This window comes from Candidatus Nealsonbacteria bacterium (assembly GCA_011050465.1).
Taxonomy (GTDB): Bacteria; Patescibacteriota; Minisyncoccia; order Minisyncoccales; family RBG-13-36-15; genus RBG-13-36-15.
On record DRFQ01000001.1, the window covers coordinates 171,707 to 191,321 of the forward strand.

At 38.4% G+C, this 19,615-nt stretch carries 18 protein-coding genes; 3 read left to right on the forward strand and 15 right to left on the reverse strand.

What is annotated here, in order from left to right; genetic code table 11:
* Positions 1-25: 25 nt before the first annotated feature.
* The 4 genes from ENH66_00875 to ENH66_00890 form a co-directional block, all read right to left on the reverse strand.
* A complete protein-coding gene (locus ENH66_00875; GenBank protein ID HDZ54254.1) occupies positions 26-1,813 on the reverse strand; it encodes a DUF87 domain-containing protein in 1,788 nt (595 codons plus the stop codon).
* Positions 1,814-1,877: 64 nt separating this feature from the next.
* Positions 1,878-2,519 (reverse strand): hypothetical protein, encoded by a 642-nt coding sequence (locus ENH66_00880; protein HDZ54255.1) that lies wholly within the window; start codon positions 2,517-2,519, stop codon positions 1,878-1,880.
* Between the two features lie 77 nt (positions 2,520-2,596).
* Positions 2,597-3,016 carry a PrgI family protein gene (locus ENH66_00885; protein ID HDZ54256.1) on the reverse strand — a complete coding sequence of 140 codons (420 nt, stop codon included), beginning with the start codon at positions 3,014-3,016 and terminating at the stop codon, positions 2,597-2,599.
* Between the two features lie 198 nt (positions 3,017-3,214).
* Complete coding sequence (locus ENH66_00890; GenBank protein ID HDZ54257.1) at positions 3,215-3,553, reverse strand: hypothetical protein; 339 nt, start codon at positions 3,551-3,553, stop codon at positions 3,215-3,217.
* 445 nt (positions 3,554-3,998) lie between these two features.
* Between ENH66_00890 and ENH66_00895 the strand changes: the two genes are divergently transcribed.
* Positions 3,999-5,171 carry a hypothetical protein gene (locus ENH66_00895; GenBank protein HDZ54258.1) on the forward strand — a complete coding sequence of 391 codons (1,173 nt, stop codon included), beginning with the start codon at positions 3,999-4,001 and terminating at the stop codon, positions 5,169-5,171.
* Positions 5,172-5,221: 50 nt separating this feature from the next.
* On the opposite strand, the gene ENH66_00900 is transcribed toward ENH66_00895, so the two are convergent.
* Genes ENH66_00900 through rsmA form a run of 3 tightly spaced genes read right to left on the reverse strand, consistent with a single transcriptional unit; the run spans position 5,222 to position 8,658 of the window.
* Complete coding sequence (locus ENH66_00900; GenBank protein ID HDZ54259.1) at positions 5,222-5,782, reverse strand: hypothetical protein; 561 nt, start codon at positions 5,780-5,782, stop codon at positions 5,222-5,224.
* A 16-nt stretch (positions 5,783-5,798) separates the two neighbouring features.
* Positions 5,799-7,685, reverse strand: coding sequence for a hypothetical protein (locus tag ENH66_00905; protein HDZ54260.1), 1,887 nt, complete (start codon positions 7,683-7,685; stop codon positions 5,799-5,801).
* 43 nt (positions 7,686-7,728) lie between these two features.
* Positions 7,729-8,658, reverse strand: coding sequence for a ribosomal RNA small subunit methyltransferase A (gene rsmA / locus ENH66_00910; GenBank protein HDZ54261.1), 930 nt, complete (start codon positions 8,656-8,658; stop codon positions 7,729-7,731).
* A gap of 248 nt (positions 8,659-8,906) precedes the next feature.
* Between rsmA and ENH66_00915 the strand changes: the two genes are divergently transcribed.
* A complete protein-coding gene (locus tag ENH66_00915) occupies positions 8,907-10,061 on the forward strand; it encodes a LysM peptidoglycan-binding domain-containing protein (GenBank protein HDZ54262.1) in 1,155 nt (384 codons plus the stop codon).
* Positions 10,062-10,117: 56 nt separating this feature from the next.
* On the opposite strand, the gene ENH66_00920 is transcribed toward ENH66_00915, so the two are convergent.
* From ENH66_00920 to ENH66_00945, 6 genes are all read right to left on the reverse strand, one after another.
* Positions 10,118-11,677, reverse strand: coding sequence for an ATP-binding protein (locus ENH66_00920; GenBank protein ID HDZ54263.1), 1,560 nt, complete (start codon positions 11,675-11,677; stop codon positions 10,118-10,120).
* Between the two features lie 127 nt (positions 11,678-11,804).
* Positions 11,805-12,203 (reverse strand): hypothetical protein, encoded by a 399-nt coding sequence (locus ENH66_00925; GenBank protein ID HDZ54264.1) that lies wholly within the window; start codon positions 12,201-12,203, stop codon positions 11,805-11,807.
* A gap of 120 nt (positions 12,204-12,323) precedes the next feature.
* Entirely contained in the window at positions 12,324-12,932 is a 609-nt protein-coding gene (locus ENH66_00930) for a rhodanese-like domain-containing protein (GenBank protein HDZ54265.1), read from the reverse strand.
* 5 nt (positions 12,933-12,937) lie between these two features.
* Positions 12,938-13,315, reverse strand: a complete 378-nt coding sequence (locus ENH66_00935; GenBank protein HDZ54266.1) for a hypothetical protein — start codon at positions 13,313-13,315, stop codon at positions 12,938-12,940.
* A gap of 195 nt (positions 13,316-13,510) precedes the next feature.
* Positions 13,511-14,887: a hypothetical protein gene (locus ENH66_00940; GenBank protein ID HDZ54267.1), complete on the reverse strand. Its 1,377-nt coding sequence runs from the start codon at positions 14,885-14,887 to the stop codon at positions 13,511-13,513.
* A 571-nt stretch (positions 14,888-15,458) separates the two neighbouring features.
* Positions 15,459-15,851, reverse strand: coding sequence for a hypothetical protein (locus tag ENH66_00945; GenBank protein HDZ54268.1), 393 nt, complete (start codon positions 15,849-15,851; stop codon positions 15,459-15,461).
* A 524-nt stretch (positions 15,852-16,375) separates the two neighbouring features.
* Between ENH66_00945 and ENH66_00950 the strand changes: the two genes are divergently transcribed.
* Entirely contained in the window at positions 16,376-16,558 is a 183-nt protein-coding gene (locus tag ENH66_00950; protein ID HDZ54269.1) for a hypothetical protein, read from the forward strand.
* Between the two features lie 132 nt (positions 16,559-16,690).
* Here the strand turns inward: ENH66_00950 and ENH66_00955 are convergent, their stop codons facing one another.
* On the reverse strand, positions 16,691-17,059 hold the full coding sequence (locus ENH66_00955) for a TraR/DksA family transcriptional regulator (GenBank protein HDZ54270.1): 369 nt from the start codon (positions 17,057-17,059) through the stop codon (positions 16,691-16,693).
* A complete protein-coding gene (locus ENH66_00960) occupies positions 17,052-19,610 on the reverse strand; it encodes a hypothetical protein (protein ID HDZ54271.1) in 2,559 nt (852 codons plus the stop codon). The genes ENH66_00955 and ENH66_00960 overlap by 8 nt, the downstream gene beginning before the upstream one ends.
* Positions 19,611-19,615 lie beyond the last annotated feature (5 nt).

Consider the following 19,615-nt stretch of genomic DNA (forward strand, 5'->3'; position numbering starts at 1 on the left):
ACCCGCTCAAGTTTTCCCAAAAAATTTAGGTGGGTTTACCCAGTTCTTTCTTTGCTTTTCTTATTTTCAGGATTTCTTCGGGAGTAGTAGTGATTAACTGATCTTCCCCGTAAGAGGCAACGATCTTGAGCGCCACATGTTTTTGGCCGGCAAAAAACAATCCTTCTCCGACCGATGATTCTAATAATAAATATTTTTCTTCTTCAGTCAGATTAAAAGTTTTTTTAACAATGTCTATGGTGGCAGGGCTTTGTTTCATTAAAAGCTGTAGGGCGGAGTTGGCGATTATTGGTTGGCCGTATTCTGATTTCATAAAATCATTTACATCCTGGGTAATCGTTGTTACTCCCAACCAGTACTTTCTTGCTCTTTTTGCTATTCCAAACAAGAAAGAAGCCCCATCTTCGGTCTGCATTAACCACCAGGCCTCGTCTACCACTAAAATTCTTTTTTTCAATTTTGAGCGGATGGTATTCCAAACATACCTCAAGACTATAAACATTGCCATTTGTTTTAATTCTTCTTCCATGTCTCTGATGCCAAAACAGACAAAGTGGCCCGTTGTTTTAATGTTTGATGGCTGGTTGAAAAAACTGGCAAAAGTTCCTCGGGTAAATTTTCTCACCCTTGTAACCAGACTTTCTGCTCCTTCCATGCTATCCAAAACGGATTCTAAATCTTGCATTAAAGGCGGTTCAATCTTAGAAAAATCAGACTCCGGAGTAATATCTTTAGCGGCATAAGTTTCGGTTAAAGCCCGGTCAATGATAGCATCTTCTTCCGGGGTTAATCCCCCCAGCATAATTCTCAAAAGACCAACCAAGTTGATAATATTCGATCTTAAAATATCTTCCGGTCTTTCATCTTCTCTGGGAATTGGCAAATCAAAAGGATTAAGGTGATTGGGAGAGGTCAGGGAAATTTTAAAGAAGGAGCCGTCAACAGCATCAGACAAAGACTCATATTCATTTTCAGGGTCAATAATAATAACATCTACGCCCTGCATTAGAAGTCGTAAAATTTCTAATTTTACTGCATAACTTTTTCCTCCGCCTGCCTTTCCGAAAACGACCGAATTCGCATTTTCCAGACTGAAGCGGTCAAATAAGACCAAAGAATTATTGTGAAGGTTAAGGCCGTATAAAATCCCTTCATTTGAAGAAAGGTCAAAAGAGATAAAAGGAAAACAACTTGAAAGAGGGCCGGTATTCATTGGGGTATAAACCTGCATGAGGTCTAATCCGTAAGGAGAGGTTGAGACAAACCCTTCTCTTTGCCGAAAGAGGGCCGGTTTAATGTAGATTAAGCGCGATTCAAAAATTGAACGTAGAGTATTCTCGGTATTTTTTAATTCTTGTTCGTTATCGCCATAGATAGTTAAATAAAGGCCGAATTTAAACATTCTTTCCTGGGCCGACATAAGCTTATCTCTTAAAGACTCAAGGTCTCGATAGGCTGTTTCTAGGGCGGGGTCGCGTACCAGCCCTTTTTCTTCTTTATCGATAATTTCAGATTGGATTTCGGTAACTTTTTTCCGTAGCTTCTTTAAAATTGTGCCTGTGTCAGTTGGGTTAATAAATAGTGAAATATCAAGAGGGCTTTCTAAATTTACAAGGGGTGAAAACCAGCCAGAGCCAATATATCTAGGAAAGGAGAAAACAAAAAAAGATCTGGCCATTCTATCACCGAATTTAAGATTACTTTGACCTACTTCAATAGACGAGGGCGCAATAATATCAACAGCTGTGATTGGCTCGTCTTCAAAAATTTTTTCTGGAATTTTTATTTTCTTTTTTAAAAAAGGTATTTTCATATCCCTGCGAATTACCAACCCTACGAATTACGAATCAGTACGAATATACGAATTTGTAGGGTTATTAGATACTTAGTTCGGGAGGAATTTCTGGGTAATAGCCAAATTCAGATTCTCTTGGGTGATGAAGACCCCAGAGAAGTTCGATTAATTCTTCGGTAGTTAGGGGAATCGCTCGTAGTCCGGATCTTCTTAATCCCAAGGCCACAAACTCCATTCTCTGCCAAAGTTGAGATTTGCATCTTTGAAATTCTCCCTCGTTCAAAACAGACATTTTCTGGGCTTTAAGTAATTGCAGCGGAGTTTTTATCCCCTGGGCTTCAAAAATAGTGAAAGGAACAACCACATAAAAAGATTTTGTCATTATTGTGCCTGACTCAACCAAACTCTTTATAAAATCATAATATCCACCCGTTTGAATTTTAAGCAGTTCGTTTTTCTGATTTTTTTCCAGCTCTTTTATTTTTTCAAGGTATCCCGTAATATTTAATCTCCTTGAGTGAACTAAAATTTGGCAAGGGAAATCAAGCGAATTTAAGAAATTCTGAAATTGATAGATGGTGGCATTTTGTTCGTCTTCAGATTTTAAGGCAAAATTTAAAGAAGACACCATTAAAACTCCTCTTAGGGCTCTATTTTTTAAAACAATTACCCCTTCTCTTATTTGTTTAACCTCCAAAAATTGTTGAGTAGTTGCTTGTGCCATAAAACTACATTGTTACATTGTCAAATTGCCACATTGTTAAATCGAAAATTTCTGATTGGTAAATTGAATTAGAGAATTTATTTCGTTTTGAGTTCAATTTGAGTTGATAAATCTTTTAAACGGCCTTGCTTGGTTATTTTCAATAAAGCAGCTGGTTCGGCTTTTTCTTTTCCGGCCTTTACTTTTTCTTTTTTATAAACAAGCCTTGGCTCTGTTTGTTTTTTTCTCCAGGTATAGACTTTCGATGAAATATTAAAAAATACAAAGCTTATTAATACGCTTAACAAGGGCCGGTTCCCAATTTTAATTAAGGCGAAGCTGAAGGCTGTAATTGCCAGAATAAAAGCAATGACAAGGAAAAGGTAAAAATTACTTAAGATAAAATAGAGAAAAAAAATAATAATTCCAGCTCCACCAAGAAAAATAAACTGGCGCCAAGTAAAAGGACCAACTATCTTCGTTTCCATTTCAATAAATTGGGGAATAGAAAATTCCATGTTGTTATTTATCTTTAAGAATAAAAAACTATTTAATTAAACCGCGCTAAGTAATTATCTTAATTATATCACAAACAAAAAATAGTAGTAAATAACATCAAAGACAATAAACATCAAGGCGTCAAAAAGAAGACATTGTTATTGACAAATTATGAGGGTATGCTATAATACAGGCGTAAGAGGAGAGAGCAAGTATTTTCATATTAAATTCGTCATAGACGGCTCTCTCCGAGGGCCTTGTTTTTTAGGAGAGTTCTTTTTTCCGCAAAGTTCATCGAAATTGGTGGATTCTACGGAGAGAAAAACGAATTTCCGCAACAATGCGGACTCCGAGTAATCTCGGAGAAAAAGAACAGAAAGGGAGGAAAAATGGAATCCAATTCTGGCTTTGTTGTTGATGCTGGGTTTATCCTGGGAATGGTAGGCAATTACCTTGTCCTGGGGATCTTCATCCAGCGGGCAGTGGGGAAAGAAAGGTGCGGGGGTGCTCTCTGCACTTATCAAGCTTCCCACCATCCCGGGATTGAGGGTAGCCATAGCAGCATCGCTTGGCCTCGACGGCTGGCAATCATTGTCGGCTGGCTTCCCTGGTTCGTACTCCGTGTTATCCGCTTTGTCTTCCAGACTCTGGGTTGGACAATCAGCAGGTTCCGTCCTCGGAGGATCTGGATGAGCCTTTGTGTCACAGGCCGAGCGGTGCGCTGGACAGTCCAGGGCACCTAATACCAAGGGGAGGAGGGCCTCATGATTCGTAGTCGATGAGACCGCGATCTGGCCTTCCCCCCTTACCCAATTTTTCTAGCAAAGAAAATTTTTAAACTATTTAACATTATCTAATCCGAGGAAGTCCTAAAAGGGGCTCTTTTTTATTTTTGTATTAGCAAAAACTTGACAAAAAACTTAAATCTTATATAATTAAAAAGCTAAGAAAAGGAGAAATCTTGGCAAAAAGTTATTTAACAACTGCATTAGGAGGTGCAAAATGGTAGCAACGATAGTAACTGGAATAGTCTTCGGAGTAGTCTTCCTTTCACTCTTCACCATTGTCTATATAAAGTTAGGATGGTGGAAGTTTCCCATAATACCCCAGATAGTGAAGCCAGAAGAGATGGCAATAAAAGTTATCCTGGGAAGACCAGAAGAGTTTTTCGACAGCGGCCTTCGCTGGATTCCTCTCTGGTTTAGCTCTCTCAGAAGGTTTCCCAAAACGATGTATAACCTGGATTATCCGGCCAGAGAGGCTGTGACTAAAAGAGAAACGATAGATGGAATAGAATATGGAGCCCAGGTATTAAAAGTAGATTCAGTAGCTTATGTGAGCTTCCCGCAGTGCTACGTATGGCTTCGGTACAAAGACCAGCAGGGGAAACTGCAAATAGCGAGGGTGAACAGCGAAACGGCCCTAACAAAGAAAAAAGATGAACTCAAGAAAGCAGGAATGACAGACATTGAAGCCAAAGGCGGGCTTGTCGAAATATACCGGCGACAGATTCCCATTGACGAAGGAAAGCTAAAGGATTTCACTGGAGAGGCAATAGTCGCAGCCCTGCGTGTAGCTATGGGTAAGGTTACCTGGAGACAGGCAACCGAGGATATTGAAGACGTTAGAAAGGCAGCTGAGGACGTTTTTAAGTCTAGCGATGGTGCTTTGCTTGCGGCAGGATTCCATCCAGACGATTTGAGACTGGCTATTGAGGAAGTAAAGCTTCCTCAAGAACTGGAGCAAGCTCTGCCAGGGCCCGACAGGGCAAGGCTAGAGGCTCAAGCGGCAAAGTTTGTTTCTCAGACTCGGGCCACCGAAACGGTCGGAACAGTCATTGAAATGATGGCTCAAAGCAGAGGCAAGTCGCTTCAGGAAGTTCAGGCGGAAATTGAAGCTGACCCCGACGCCAGAAAGGAATTCCTAGCCCTGTCCAAGGACTTGATTGTTCGAAGGATGGGTCTTGACAAGAATGCCTACCTTGACATCCGGGTAGAGGGAGCCGATGGAATTGAGAAATCTCTCTTGAACCTTGTTGCTGCCTGGCAAAGAATGCCAGGGGGCGGAAAAGAAAAAGAAGAAAAAGAAGAAAAAAAAGGCCGTAGAAGAGTCCGCGTTCCAGGCGGAACCAGAGAGATGGATGAAGAAGAGAGAAGAAGGTATGGGATACCCTAATTATAAAGGGGCGACTACTGTCGCCCCTCTTTTGTTATTTATATCAATATTTATTCAAATGGTTCCCGGTAAGTATCTTCTTTCCGCGGCATAGGTTTTTCTTCTTCTAAGGGAGTTTCAGGCTTTTCTATTTTTGGTGGAACAGTCTCTGGTTCAGATGGAGCCGGAGTTTTTAAGGATTCCTCTGGCGGCGGAGGAGCAACTGGCAGAGGTTTAATCGGAACTCTTTTCCTGGTAAGAGGAGTAATTTCCCTTTCGATTACGACTTTTCTGGCAAAAGTAAGAACGTTTTTCTCAAGGTCTTTAGCTAAATCTTTTGCAATTTTCGGAGAAATATTAAAAATTTGCCGAAGTTCTTCTGGAAAATCCTTAATCATTATTTTTTCCTCAGCCATATCCTTGATAAGTCTTGCTATTTTTCTTTCCGGCTGTTTTCCAGTAATTTTCTCCTTTTCTTTAAAAGTTTGAGCTTCTTTTAACTCTTGTGCCAACTTCTCCATTATTTCTTTCGGCTCTCTGTGCAGTTTATACTTTTTCAGTATTTCTTGGATGACAAAATGAGATTCGTCCGGGAAAATTATTTCTTGATTTTTGGATAGTTTTTGAGCCATATTTTTTACATTTTATTTAGGTTTGATAATTTGGATTACCTTGAATATTGATCCACATCGCTTCTACTTTTTCAGCCTCTCTTATTGCTTTGGGGGTGCCTGTAAGTGTCAAGCCACGAATCATATCGGTGATATCTTGCTCCCTTTGGTTGATAAGATTTCTCAGAGCGTCTTTTTGCAGTTTGTTTCCTGTGCGGCCTAACTCCTGCACCTTTGCCATGTCCATAGAGTAAAATACTTGAAGATTTTCGTCGGTGTACTTTGGCCCACCAGGTGTTTGAGTTTCAAAGGCTTGGGGCAGAATGTTTCTCCTGAATTCTCTAGTTTCTTGTCTTTCTATATGCCCACGGATACTTTCTTCTGTAGTCATGCCGGGAGAAACACCGGGAGCTCCCGCTACTGCCGCAGTCGGCATTTTACCATAAAGCATTCTAGGAGAAACCCCATATTTGATGGCTTCACCGAAATATCTTTGATCTTTTGCCTCGAGCCGGTCTCTCTTAGCCAGCTCTTCTATGGCCGCTGCCCGCGTTAATCTACCCTCTCGGGTCATAACACCCTTTTCCGCAATCCCTCGAATGTTTTCTACACTTTCAGCCCCAAGATTTCTCCCTGCTTTTTTTCTATCTCTTTCTAATTCTGATGCATAAGCCCCAGGCCCTCCCACAAGCCCACTAAGAGGTGTTCTTTCCAGCCTTTGCCTTATTCTTTGTTCTGTCCTTGCGACAGCCGGAATGCCTCTGGCCGTTGATACTCCCGCAGCTCCTGCTATTTTAGGCATCGCTTTTCCCGCCTTTTGAGCTATAGAAATAACTCCGGAGGCTCCCATGGCTGAGGTGCTCAGGGCGGCAAAAAATCCAAGTAAAAGGAAAGCCAAAGCTATTCCATAAGGCAAAACCTCGTTTAAAATAGCAGCGACAGGATTGGGGTCTCCTACTGCTCCTGTCAGGCCGCCTCTACTGGCTATCCCAATCATATGGTCTCCTAACCATAAGAAAAAGGCGGCAAAGACTCCAATGAATGTCCATTGAAGAAATTGACTCCACCATGTTCGGAACCAACCCCTGGTAGCGGGTAGAACATAAAAGACAAAGGCAATTGGGGACATGATAACCAACAGCCAAATAGCCACCCTTCTCATTATAAAAAGGATGGCAAAGAGAAAGAAAACAATAGCAGCAAAGAACATAAATAGCGCAATAACTATAATTTTAATGAAAAAACTTAAAAGCGCAATAGGATTAAAAAAGTTAAACCCTCCCAAGTCGCTGGCAATCATATTGCTTATATTAGTGAACACGCTACCTATAATTTTTCCTCCGGTTAAGCCCCCCAAAAAAAAGTTCATCAGAATGTTGGCAAAATCTACAATGACACCTAAAATAACCGGAGTAAAATTAATTAATAAAGCTACCCCAATTAAAATCGGCAGAGTTTTTCTGGCCCGATATTCTTCTAATCTAAGAGCGGTGGCTAAGCCAATAATAACTAAGACCAAGACTATAAACATATTGGCCAAATCTCTGACAACCGGCCAGCCAACGTCAACTACTCCTCCCGAAGTATAAGGAACAGTGATAAACCAGGGGTCAATTGACCACCCCAGAAGTATAGAGGCAATACCTAAAATAGCCGTAGGAATCATTAATATATAAGAGGCGATTAGCCAGCCAATTGCCTTACCAATAGCGTCGGCTACACCCCCGAGTATTCCAAAAATAGCATAAGCACGATAGAGGGGAAAGAGTAATCCAGAAATAACAAAAAATAAAAGAGCCCACCTGGCCGGAGCACATAATTTCTTTATGTGCTCGGTTCTGGGTAAGCAAGCTAAAATTATCAATCTACCGTCTCTGCTTAAATGCAGAAGAAATTTTTTAATGTTTTGATTAATTAATTTCATGATATTCTCTCGAAGATTAATTCATTATAATAAAACAAAACAATCAAGTAAAGTTAAAGGTCTTGGTTAATTTTAACCATTCCTGGACACTTAAAGTTTCGGCTCTTTGACTTGGCCGGATTTTATTTTTCAAAAGCCAGTTTTCGATTTTTTGCCGGTCAGTTTCTGAAATTTTTGCTTGTCCGCCAAAGCCTTGGCGAAGACGGGCAAGATTATTAATTAGTTGTTTTCTCGGCTGTGAAAAACCAGCCCGAACAATTCTAAAGAATAAACCACAGAGGTCCGGCCTCTGTTGGTTTTTCTCAGGGGTTATTTTTAATATAGCCGAATCAACCTTGGGCTGAGGCCAGAAAGATTTTTTTGATATATAACTGACGATTTCTGGCTTAGCATAAAATTGGACAGAAACAGCCAAAAGACTCATATTGGGAGGTTTGGCTATAATTCTTTGGGCCACTTCTTTTTGGGTCATTAAAATCATCAGCTTTGGCGGGTAATTGCTTTCTAAAAATTTACGGATTACCGGGGAAACAATATAATATGGTAAATTGGCCACCAATTTATAGTTTGTAGTTTTTAGTTTGTAGTTTTTCGAACCAGTCGCTTCGCTCCTTGTAATTGCTCTGCAATTAACAGTGTTTAGCTTGAGAATATCGCCTTGAATAATTTTAACATTTTTTAGATTTTTTGTTGTTTCTTGTAAAATCTTAACCATTTTAGGATCTTTTTCTATAGCGATTACTTCCTTAACTTTCCCGGCTAATCCTTGGGTTAAAATGCCGGTTCCGGGGCCTACTTCTAAAATAACGTCTTTGGATCGAAGGTCGGCAGTTGTTATAATTTTTCTGAGAACATTTCTGTCTATTAAAAAATTCTGACCAAATCTTTTTGATGGGCGAACTTTATATTTTTTTAATAAATTTTTGACTATTTTTATTGAAATCACGGTTCTTAAAACATTATAGCAGAGAATTTTCGGCTGTGGAAAAGTACCTTGCCTTCACAAATTTTTGAGCCGTTTTCGCCCTAAATCTGGAGTTTCTGGCTCTTGTCCAAAAAACCTGAGAGGGCTTGACTTTATTGCCCAAAAGATTACATTAGAGAAAGGATGCTCGACTGGGTCTAGTCGAAGCTAAAGCCGTCTTTAAAGACGGGAAAATCTAACTTTCCATTAAGCTACGTTTACGGCTTAATGATCACAATAATATTTCTAGTTTATTTTTGGTCAGACAGTTGTTGGCTGTATGGCCCTTAATTCAGAAAGGATTCTGGATTTTTCCAAAGATAATTATAAAAGGACTTAGGGATAACCTCGGAGGATCTTTGAAAGACCCTCTGCTTTATTTAGGCATTATCTCCTTTTTTCTGTTTAGTTTCGTTTCTTTGGGAGCTCCGGCTTTTTTGAGGTCTCTGCCGGGCAACACTTCTTCATCGTTACTTTCTCCAATACCGTCTTCCCGGCATTTTGGTCAATTGAGCAATAATAAACTTTTTTTACATCAAGAGAAGGAACAGAAATTTGATTTTTCTCTTTTCAGTGTCTTACAAGGAAATGCCATGCTGGGTGTTTCTACGCCGGTAAATATTTCTCCCCAAGTTTTAGGAGCTTTGGCAGAAGGAAATTCTAGCAGCTTGCCAGAGACAAGAGACGAAATTCTTGAATACATCGTTCAGTCGGGCGACACCTTGTCTGGTTTGGCCGAAAAGTTTGATATTTCCTTAAATACCATCGTTTGGGCTAATGATCTTTTGAAGGATTCTAATCTTCAAATTGGCCAAAAGCTGGTTATCTTACCGGTTTCTGGGTTAATCCATCACGTAAAAAAGGGAGAAACAATAAGCGGTATAACTGCATTGTATAAGGCGGAAACTGACGCAATCATATTGTTGAACGATCTTTCTGGGGACGGAGATATTGTTGTGGGAGATATTTTAATTATTCCGAACGGCCAAAAGCCTTCTTTGTCAAGCTATATACCAGTGCCTGCCCAGATGCCGTTAGCTTCAAGTTATTTTATCTGTCCCATTACATCTCCCTGCGGGATAAGCCAGGGACTTCATTGGTACAACGCCATAGACTTTACCAATGGACAATGCGGTGAACCAATTTATGCCGCAGCTCAGGGAACAGTATTAAAGGTAAAATATGGCTGGAACGGCGGGGCAGGAAATTATGTAAGTCTTTTACATCTTAATGGGATAGTAACAATGTATGGCCACTTAGCTTCAATGTTAGTTAGCCCGGGGCAAGAAGTTTCGCAGGGTCAAATGATAGCGAAAATGGGCGGAAAGCCCGGAACACCCGGAGCCGGCACATCTACTGGCTGCCATGTTCACTTTGGAGTTCGTGGCGCCAGAAATCCGTTTAGTAGATAGGCATTAACCTTAATATCTTTTGCCAATGTAAAAAGCCGATAAACTCGGCCTTTTTTTTATCGCTCTTCTCTTATTCTATACATTAAAGCTTCAGCCACATGTTCAGTTAAAATATTTTTTGAATCTGCCAAATCGGCAATAGTTCGAGCTACTTTTAAAACCCGATGATAACCACGAGCTGAAAGCTGGCCCGAATCTACAGCCTTCCTTAGAAGATTGCCAGCCTTACTATCAACTTGACAATATTGTTTAATCTGAGGGATCCTTATTTCAGAATTAGTTATAACTCCATCTTTGTTAAATCTTTCTTTTTGTAAAATTCTAGCCTTCTCGACCCTTTCTTTGATTTTAGAACTACTTTTTTCTGAATTTTCTTGGATTAGTTTTTCGTACTTTAATTGAGGAACTTCAATAAAAAGATCTATTCTATCAATCAAGGGGCCCGAAAGTTTTCTTCGATATTTTTGGACCTGAGAACTTTGGCACTGACATTCCTTTTCCGGGTCGTTTAAATAGCCGCAGGGACAAGGGTTGGAAGCTCCAACCAGAATAAAGTTGGCTGGGAGGGCTAAAGAATGTCTCGCCCTCAAAATAGAAATTTCCCCTTCTTCAATCGGCTGCCGCAGGCTTTCCAAAACATCACGGTGGAATTCTGGGAATTCATCTAAGAATAAAACGCCCCGATGAGCCAGGGTTATCTCGCCTGGCCTTGGAGGATTACCACCGCCGATTAAAGCAGCCTCTGAAGAGGCATGATGAGGAGCGCGAAAAGGCGGTAAGTTTATTAAAGGTTTCTCTTGAGGTAGAATGCCAGTTATACTATAAATCTTAGTTACTTCTAAAGCCTCTTCAAAAGAAAGAGAAGGCAGAATTGAGGGAATAGCTTTGGCTAGTAGCGTTTTCCCGGCCCCAGGAGGGCCAATCATAAATAAATTATGAGCGCCAGCAGCTGCAATTTCTAAAGCTCGTTTGGCATATTCTTGGCCCTTAATCCAGGCTAAATCAACCGGATAATCTATGTCTTTTGAAAGTCCCTCAATTCTTGTTTCGGTTGGCAAAATTTCTTTTCTTCCTTCTAAATAATCCACCGCTTCTTTCAAATTTTCTATTCCGATGACCTTTATTTTTTTTACTTTATTAGAGGTTGATTCTCTAGCGGGGTTCACCAGGGCTGCCTCTGCAGCGTTAGCTTTTGGCAAAATTATTTCTTTCCAACCCTGTTCTTTGGCCGTCAGGGCAATAGAAAGTACTCCCCTTGTCGGCCTTAATTTGCCATCTAAAGCTAATTCTCCAAGAAAAATTTTATTTTCAGGATTAAATTTAGTCTGTTTTGAAGCCAAAAGATAGCCCAAAGCAATAGGAAGGTCGTATAATGAGCCCTCTTTTTTTAAATCAGCTGGAGCTAAATTAACTAAAATACGATGAGGTTGTTGATGGGGCGAAGAGAACTTAATGCTTTTTATTGCCGCCCCCACTCTTTCTTTTGATTCCTCTACTGCTTTGTCTGGCAAGCCGACAATACTAAAATTCCTTAACCCATAAGAAACATCTGTTTCTACTTCAACAATTTGTGCATCAAGTCCAACGATGGCTGCTGAATAAACTTTAGAAGGCATTGATTTAATTATAACAGATACTAAATAGAAGGAAACAAAAAAAGGCCCATCGCTGGGCAGCTTTTATTTAAAATAAGCTTGTTTTTTAAAGGTAAAAAAGTGATAGTTTTGAAGCTTTATATGATTATTATAAATAAGACGTTCTTGCTCTTGGAGCGTGAGGAGGGTCAGGATTTCGTCTTGTGGTTATAACTCTATTTTTGCACTCAGGACATTCACCATAAGCAGGGTTACCTAAAGGATGCATTCTTATAGTATCCTTGTTTTTGTCCCAACAACGAGAACAGAAAGGACCTTCTCTTTGATCATTGTCTTTTTTAACCCAATAACAATTATTTTCGTAAAACAAACTTTCTTTAATTCTCAGCTTTTCTTCTAAGTTTTTAATCTTTTCTTCTGAATTATTTAGTTCTTTTTGCATTTCCAAAAGTCTTTTTTGTGCTTCAAGGATTTGTTGATATTGTTCAATTTTTCCAGCTTCTTGAAGAACTTTCCCTATAGATTTTAATTCATCAAAAATTGCCATGTTTTTTATTAAATTCTTTTCTTTATTCTACCAAAAAACCGTCCAAAAGGCGATCAAACCCTCACCTCCATCTCAAATTTAAGGTAATTAGTAGACCACGGTACATGGCTTCTCCAAATTTTAACAACCGAAATCTCCTTCAATTGGACATCCTTGAGAATTATCCTTTATTTTTGGAACACCCGGTTCTTTACCGCTTGCAATATAATCTTCAACATTTGTTGTATCCCACTCATGTTCGTGATTCCATAAATTCCAAAAGTGTTTCCACTCATTCCAACCTATTCCAAGATGTTTTACATAAATACCATTTTCAGCGAGCAATTTCCCAATTTTTCTACCAGTCATACACGGCATACTATAGCAATAGACAATAATTTCTTTGTCCTTCGGCAGTTTTGAAAACTCCCCAAGAATTCTATCTATATCGCCATAAGCTGAGGTATCCGGGTCTTTGTAGGCAGGTATGTTTATTGCGCTCATTATATGTTCTTTTTCATATTCTTCTTGGCTTCTTAAATCAACAAGAACAAAGTCATTAATTCCTTTATCCATTTTCCCTCGTAAGCCATGAGGACTGACATGAACCGCATTTTCAGTTAGATAAAAATCTTTTATAAGTTCATTTTGGCTCGGGGATTGATACTTTAAAACTAAAAATCCAGCTAACGCTCCGGATATTGCGCCAACAATTATTGCAAAAACTATGATTTGAGTTGATGGCCTCATATTTATTATTTTAATTCACAATCGCCATATTGACTTAATTGTTCAAGAGATAGCTTGCCCTCAATTTTTTGACCGTCTTGAAATTCCCAGGTTGGATAGGCCTTTACATTATTCTGTTGACATATAAGTTTTTGGCCAGCCTGATTGGGAAGCGAGCATTCAATATAATTTATATATTTCCAACTATTGCCGAATATTTCTTTCTGGTCATTGCAATAAGGGCACCAGTATGCACCATACATTTTTATCTCATTATCACTAAGACACTTCGCGAAGGCATCATATTTCCCAGGTTCATTATCCGTCCTGTTGAAAGCAAAAATAGCCAAAAGAATTATGGCGACTATTATTCCGCTAATGAAAATTGATTTTGAAATTTTCATATATTTCATTCTACCAAAAAATCGCCTTTTTACCCCCTAAAACTTTGTGGAATAAAACTTAGGAGGGCTTGACGATTTTGTTGGCTTTGATGATGAATGTGTCAAATCAGCTTTTAAACAATTATACGGTGAAACCATCTGCTTTGACTTTCCAGGGATTGAAGCACTAAAACACGGGTAAATTTTTGTAAATATTCATTGAAGAAGCTTTGCTAATTTTTGATTTTCTCTTGCAGAAGTAATAATCCTGGAAATAGATATTAAATTGGAAATTAAGGCAATTAATATTAATGTAGGAAATATTAAACCTGTTATTCCGGCGAACATAATAAGAAGAAGCCTTCCTGGTCTTTTAAATTTAGGCCCATACCACACAAGGTTACGATTTATTATGTCGCGATGTTTGGCAGGTAGATAATTAAGAAGCGCAAGCCCCATGACCGTAAATGCTGCAATAGGCCAAACTAATGAATTTTGACTAATTGTCCAATAGCCGTAAGCCATGCCAATTACAATTAACATATCTATATAACGATCAAATACATCATCAAGCCAGGCACCAAATTTACTTGATAAAAACTTGAGCCTTGCAATTTCTCCGTCACAGCCGTCGGTAATCGAAGTCATCTGGGCCAATATCCCTCCCATAAAGATCCAAGGGAAGCCCCCTTTCGCAAAAAGAAGGGCAGATGAAATTCCAAGCACTAAATTGAGTATAGAAATTTGATTAGGAGTAAGTCCGGTTTTTACTAAGTATTTTGAAATAAATATAGAAATTTTTCGATTAATTATTTTTGATACAATACCATCCTCGGATTTATTGAGATTTTTAAGAAGTTTGTTTTCTGCAAACTTAATATCTGCATAAGTATCACAGTCTGACCAAAATCTGCCCTTAATGTTAAACGCCCTCAATTTTCCTTCTTTTGCAATAACTCTCATTCCATTAGTCAATGAATTTTTATGATTCGAGATAGTTTCTCTTAGAACTTTAAAAATATAGGGAGAGCATAAAAACATTCCGGTATCGTAAGCGTTATAGACATCAAGGCCCTTGTTTATTGAGGTAATTTTATTATTTTTAACTAAAACTTTTGTGGTATCATCTATGTCTAAAACAGAGTCCAAATTTTTATCTATAACTAGAGCACATTCGTCTTTTTTTAATTTTATCCTTTTAAGCTTAAGGAGTGTCTGCCAGTCAAAGACGTGATCAGACATTAGAAGAATAAAATTTTCCTTAAAATAACCCTTCGCTTTAAAAACAGAGATTCCATTTGCCTTCTCCCATTTATTATTCTGAACATAAGTGATCGAAATACCAAAGCGACTTCCGTCACCGATAGCTTCTTTAAGCTCTTTTCCTTTATAGCCAGTAATAATTACGAACTCAAAAATTCCCGCTGCTTTTGCCGCTAAAATTACTCTTTCAATAATTTTTAAACCAAGCAAATTCATTAGAGACTTATGTCTCCCGCGAGTTACTGGCTGCATTCTTGTGCCATTGCCGGCTGCAATAATTAATGCTTTCATGGTTTTTAAATCAAAAATAAAAAGGCTGAGAACACGCATTCAATTGGCCTAAACCGCTCTATCTATTATCCCGATCTTGGAGAAAAGTTACAGCACCCCTTCGATTCATCGCCAGATTAATCGATCGTTATTCTCGCAAGGTGGGATTGGTTGGTCAACGAGCAGTTTGTGTCGTCCACTTGTTTGCTTGGTTCCCCAACCTAATTCATTTCAATATAGCTTAAATTTGGATTTGTGTCAATAGGAAACTCTACTGATAAATGGAGCAGTTTATCCTCTTAAACGAGACTCGAACCCCAAAACTCTCGTCTTCACCTCAAATTTAAGCCAATGGTTCGGCGAGGGGTCTTGACTGAGCAGGTTCGTCTTGAGTTCACTGCCGAAGGGCTCGGCGAAGTCCTCACCATAATCCCCTTCGACGGGCTCCCGCCCCTTCGGGGCGAGCCTCGCTCCTGCTGCCAGGGGCGGCAGCAAGTTTAATAGGCCACGGTACATGGCCTATTAAAGGGGGCAACTCTCTTTGGGAACAAAAAGGCCTCTGACTGGTGTCTGAGGCCTGTGATGCGTATTGTTTCTGTGATGGATATGGTATGAAATACCGTATATGAGACTAGTACTTTCCTTTCAACCCGAATCCTTGTGTTAAGAAATCTCTTTCTTCTTTGATTCTTCTTTTTTCCTCTCCTGTTTTGGCTCGATGCTCTTCCATTCTCATCTTTTTAAGTTCACTTATGGCATTACTTCTTGAAATAAAGCCTCTATCTGTACTCCACGGAAATCTTTTATCTAACATTTGATCTATTTCCCGTTTTTTGTAATATTTGCTTCCGCTACCAGGAATTAAACGTGACTGGCTGAGCTTTTTTTTTGCGTTACCCTTTTGCCAATTTCTCTTTTCGTCAAAAAAACTTAGGGGACCAGAGGGTTTTTTCTGTTTTTTTACAGTAGGCCTTAAAACAGTAGGCCTCAAAAAAGATGGTTTTGATCCTAAGGTGTTCTTCATGATTTTGAATTACAACCAGTAAATTTTACCGATTGGCTTTAATTCTTTTTTGGGGTCATTTCTGAAATCAATCCTATGATCATTTGGTTATCCTATATTTATTTTAACACAAAAACCGCTTTCTTGGCAATTTTTTAATACTAAGGCCGCTTGGTGAACCAGATTAGAACCTTTTGGGTGAATAAAAAGGCGACTCGAGAAGAATGAGAGCTACCTGCGACCTATATCTGTACGAGATGTTTTGGCTTCGCTTAGACTATAGAGAGACAGAACTACTTGACCAGTCGGCTTGACTTATTTTGAATAACGAGTATAATGATACTAGACTTATAAGTCGAGTTATCTTAAAGTAAGTCTTTGATAGTTTCAAAGAATTAACGAGGGCTCAAATAAGTAGAGCGACTTAAGAGTTATCCTTTGAGGCTTTGACTGAGATCAGCCGAAGTCCAGGCTCAGGATAATCCCGAGCAATATCGAAGGGTTATAAAGGTCGCTTTTTCTTTTAATATAATTTAATTCAATTCATGGCTTTCAAAAAATTTGAATCCAATAGAGGAGATTTTCCCAGAAAAATGTATCAAGGGGATTGGAAATGTTCTGAATGCGGCACCGCAATAACTGAGCTTCCATTTGAACCATCTGGAGATAGACCACTCTATTGTAGAGAGTGTCACGCTAAACGAAGAAACCAAAGCTTCGGACGCTAATCTAGTATAAAAAAAACCGAGCACATAGTTTATGTGCTCGGTTTTTTTATTGATTCCCTTGGCCGACACAAAAAGACCGTAACAGATAACTTCCGGACCTTAATTCACATCCTGAGCATCACTACCTACGTCTTATTTCCTGCATTTTTGACAGGTCTTAGCTCCGGGATAAGCTTTTAGTCTTTCTAGGTCAATAATTTTTTTGCATTTTTCGCATTTACCATAATTGCCTTTTTTTATTTTCTTTAAAGCTGAATTGACCGTCTGAAGCTTTAACTCAAGGCTGGCTTCTATTGGCAATAAAGTGACATATTCTTCAACTTCATCAGCCGCTTCTTCTAGTCTTTGGCCACCTGTTCCTCCGTTAAAATGCGGATATCGAGTGTTCCAGTTTTCGGCAGTTTTTTCATCTTTTTTGGCAAACGAAGACAGTTCTTTTTCAAGGTTTTCTTTATCTTTTTCTAATCGTTCTTTAAACTCTTGAATATTTTTTTTATCCATTGTTACTAGTCAATGATTCCATTATTTCTTCTATTATATAAGTCATACTTTCAAAAGACGAAGTCCAAATTAAGAATTGGTCAGTAACCAAGTAACAAATTCCTAAGTCATCTTTGGTAAAAGTTTGACAACGCGAAGCTATTCCCTTGTATTTTAAGTCAACAAAATAATCTCGACTGGCAGGTTCAGTTTTTCCCAATAACCTGAAAAGTTCTTCAAAGTTTTCCTCCATATCCGCCTCCCATAATCTTAATAAATTTTCCATTGCCTCTTTTTCTGTAATGTCAATTAGAAAACCAAATCTTTTGCCTTCTTTTTGAGTCCAGATGAAAAAGATTTCATTATTCGCTGTTTTTGAATAAAAGCCATCTAAAGGTTGAATTTGAAAGGCAGAAAAAAGATCAGCAAGATTCATTAATTGGCCGTTTTTCATATCTCTAAAGACAAGCCGGGTAAACTCCCCGTTTGTCAATTTCAACGTCAAAACCTTTTCTATAAAAGAGGAAATTTCGTTAACCTCGAAAATTTCAAAAGTTTTTGTTTCACCGATAGAAAAAGGAGAAGGAGGAATGGTAATTTCTTCGCTGGCCGGAGTTTCTTCAGGAGGAACGATTTCTTCGGGGGGAGTGATCTTTTCGGGAGGAGGCGGCTTTCTTGTCAAAAGCCAGTAACCAAAGAAAAGGCTACCAACTAAGATTACCGAAAATGTAATTAAAACCAAGAATCGGATGAAGATTTTCTCATAAGAAGAAGGTCTTTTGGGAAGAGGCTTTAAGATTACAGAGGGTTCTCTTGCCGTTTTTATAGGTTCTTTTCCAATAGGCTCAGCCATTTTTTCTTTTCCAGCATCAATTCTTTCTAGAAATTCTCTTCTCTGCTTTTCGTCTGTTCTTCTCATTTCATCGGTTCTAATTTTTTTTCTAATTTTTCCACTTTCTTCTTTCTTAGGGATGGGTACAAATTTTTCTTCTTTTTCTTCTTTCGCCTCTTTTTCCTTTTTGAAAGATATTATTATTTTTTTGATTGGTTCTATTATCGATTTCTTTTCTTTTCTTTCCGGTTGAACAAGGGGTGGTATAAGTTTTTCTTCCGCCAGTTCTATTGCCGGTCTTCTCTCTTTTCCCGTTTCTTTCTTAGGGATGGGTACAAATTTTTCTTCTTTTTCTAGTCCCGTAGATTTAGTTCCATTTCTTATTTTCTCTAATCTTTCTTGAGCTTTTTTGATAAGTTCTTCATCAGCTAATTCTTCTTTGGGTGATCCATTTTTTCTTTCTTTTGCCTTTTCTTTCGAGGTTTCTTCTTGTTCTGGAGGCTTTTCTTCTTTTCCTGAAACCATTTTTCGCCCCTCTTCTATTAAAATATTTTCAATTTCTTTTATTCTTTCTTTGATACGTTCTCCTTTATTTTTAATTCTTTGGTGCTTCAAGCTAGCTTCTTTTATCTGAAGGTCTATCTTGCTCTTTTTTTCTTCTATGTTCCACCTTTCTTTTTCTATTTCTGTTCTTTCTTTTTCTGCCCCCCATCTTCCTTTCTCGATTTCCTTTCGTTCTTCTACCGAAGGAGACTTAGCTTCTCTTTCTTCAACAATTCTTATTTCTTCTTCAATAGATTTTTCATCTCGGGCAATGTTGGCTAACTTCTCTTCCATTTTTTTTCTCCTTTCCGAAAGTCCGTCCAATTCTTCTTCTAAGGGTGTTTTTTCTTTCTGGATTCCCGCTAGTTCTTCTTCTAATTTAGTTTTCTCTTCCTCCAGAGCCATTTCTTTTTCTCTTTGAATAATCTCTTCCTGTCTTTTCTGCAGTTTTTTTTCTTCTAAAAAAATTATCTTTATTTCATTTTCTGTTGCTTTTATTTCCGTGTTTGTTTTCTCAATTGCTTCTTCTTCTGCCCATTTTCTTTCCTCAATTTTCTGCCTTTCCTGTTCAACCTGCCATCTTGTTTGTTCAGCTTCTCTCCTTTTCTCGGGCGTGGCTGCCTTCCTTTCTTTTATCTCTATTTCTTTTTTTCTTCCTTCAATTTTCCTCTCCTGTTCCAAAATAGGCTGAAGACCTGATTTCAATTGTTCAATTTTCTCTAAAAAGTCCTTTTTTTCATTTTGAAGAGGCCCTTTCTTTAGGGGGAGTTCTTGAAGCGAAACTTCAATTTGAGTTTTTTCCTTTTCTAAATTCTGTCTTTCTTTTTCTCGGGATAATATTTTTTCTTTAATTGCTTTTTTCCTCTCTGTTTCTTCTTTCTCTCTTCTCTCTTTTTCTTCAAGCCATTTTCTTTCAATTTCTTCAACTAACTTTTTTTCTTCCTCTTCTTCTCTTTCTCGAACTCCTTCCCTTCTTGTTTTTATTTCTTCTTTAGGGCGTTCCTCTTTTTTTACTATTTCTTTCGCCTCTTTTCCCTTTTCTTTTTTTATCTCTATTCCGGTTTTTAGGACTGATACCCTCTCTCTTTCTTCTTTTGCTTGTTTTTCTTTTAGTCTTAAAAGATCTTTCTCCATGGTCCTAATATCTTCTCTTCGTAAAAATTCCTTTTTTTCTTTTTTATTTGATTTCTCCGGCATTTCAC

Excerpts from the sequence above, each read along its gene's own strand:
- ENH66_00885 (HDZ54256.1), bottom strand. The coding sequence starts at position 3,016 with ATGGAATTTTCTATTCCCCAATTTATTGAAATGGAAACGAAGATAGTT.
- ENH66_00935 (HDZ54266.1), bottom strand. The coding sequence starts at position 13,315 with ATGAAAATTTCAAAATCAATTTTCATTAGCGGAATAATAGTCGCCATA.
- ENH66_00940 (HDZ54267.1), bottom strand. The coding sequence starts at position 14,887 with ATGCGTGTTCTCAGCCTTTTTATTTTTGATTTAAAAACCATGAAAGCA.
- ENH66_00930 (HDZ54265.1), bottom strand. The coding sequence starts at position 12,932 with ATGAGGCCATCAACTCAAATCATAGTTTTTGCAATAATTGTTGGCGCA.
- ENH66_00925 (HDZ54264.1), bottom strand. The coding sequence starts at position 12,203 with ATGGCAATTTTTGATGAATTAAAATCTATAGGGAAAGTTCTTCAAGAA.
- ENH66_00905 (HDZ54260.1), bottom strand. The coding sequence starts at position 7,685 with ATGAAATTAATTAATCAAAACATTAAAAAATTTCTTCTGCATTTAAGC.
- ENH66_00895 (HDZ54258.1), top strand. The coding sequence starts at position 3,999 with ATGGTAGCAACGATAGTAACTGGAATAGTCTTCGGAGTAGTCTTCCTT.
- ENH66_00945 (HDZ54268.1), bottom strand. The coding sequence starts at position 15,851 with ATGAAGAACACCTTAGGATCAAAACCATCTTTTTTGAGGCCTACTGTT.
- ENH66_00960 (HDZ54271.1), bottom strand. The coding sequence starts at position 19,610 with ATGCCGGAGAAATCAAATAAAAAAGAAAAAAAGGAATTTTTACGAAGA.
- ENH66_00920 (HDZ54263.1), bottom strand. The coding sequence starts at position 11,677 with ATGCCTTCTAAAGTTTATTCAGCAGCCATCGTTGGACTTGATGCACAA.
- ENH66_00955 (HDZ54270.1), bottom strand. The coding sequence starts at position 17,059 with ATGGATAAAAAAAATATTCAAGAGTTTAAAGAACGATTAGAAAAAGAT.
- ENH66_00880 (HDZ54255.1), bottom strand. The coding sequence starts at position 2,519 with ATGGCACAAGCAACTACTCAACAATTTTTGGAGGTTAAACAAATAAGA.
- ENH66_00900 (HDZ54259.1), bottom strand. The coding sequence starts at position 5,782 with ATGGCTCAAAAACTATCCAAAAATCAAGAAATAATTTTCCCGGACGAA.
- ENH66_00890 (HDZ54257.1), bottom strand. The coding sequence starts at position 3,553 with ATGGCTACCCTCAATCCCGGGATGGTGGGAAGCTTGATAAGTGCAGAG.
- ENH66_00875 (HDZ54254.1), bottom strand. The coding sequence starts at position 1,813 with ATGAAAATACCTTTTTTAAAAAAGAAAATAAAAATTCCAGAAAAAATT.
- ENH66_00950 (HDZ54269.1), top strand. The coding sequence starts at position 16,376 with ATGGCTTTCAAAAAATTTGAATCCAATAGAGGAGATTTTCCCAGAAAA.